Annotated in this window: 1 protein-coding gene; it reads left to right on the top strand. The window is 75.5% G+C overall.

Translation table 11 applies throughout. From position 1 onward, the window contains the following. Positions 1-25: 25 nt before the first annotated feature. The coding region (locus CVH10_RS16905) for a DUF3320 domain-containing protein (RefSeq protein WP_369335843.1) at positions 26-662 on the top strand (637 nt) is incomplete at its 3' end.

Genomic DNA, 662 nt, shown 5'->3' with positions numbered 1-662 from the left:
CGAATCCCCCTTCGAGGCCAGCGTGATGGCCGCCCTGGAGGCGCGCGGCTGGCGGGTGGTGCCGCAGATCGGCGTCGCCGCCTTCCGCATCGACCTCGGCATCGTCCATCCGGACGCCCCCGGCCGCTACCTCGCGGGGGTGGAATGCGACGGGGCCAGCTACCACAGCGCCGCCACCGCACGCGATCGCGACCGCCTGCGCCACGGGGTGCTCACCGATCTCGGCTGGCGCCTGCACCGGGTCTGGAGCACCGACTGGTGGATCGACGCGGACGGCGCCCTCGCCCGCCTAGACGCAGGCCTGCGGGCGGACCTGGAATCCGATCGGGCCAAGCCGGAGCTGGAGCCGGAGCCGCCACCCGAAGCGGCGCCGCCGAGCTCCTCCGTCGCCGCCGACACCGCCGGCTTCGCCCTCGACGCGTCCCGCCTCCACGCGCCGGATTACGACGCGGTCCTCGACGCCCTCGTGGCGCACGTCATTGCTCGGGAGGGGCCGCTGTTCGCCGACCGCCTCGTCGCCCGCGTGGCGCGGGCCCATGGCATCAACCGGACCACGGCCCGCCTGCGCGCCCGCATCCTGAGCCGCGTCGGCGCGGAGGTTCCCCGCGCCTGGGAGGATGCGCGCGAACTGCTCTGGCCGGTCGGAGTCGATCCGCAGGCCC

Source organism: Halomonas sp. ND22Bw (assembly GCF_003011945.1).
Taxonomy (GTDB): Bacteria; Pseudomonadota; Gammaproteobacteria; order Pseudomonadales; family Halomonadaceae; genus Halomonas; species Halomonas halophila.
The sequence above is the reverse complement of the archived record's forward strand: the minus strand, read 5'-3'. Positions and strand labels throughout refer to the sequence as shown.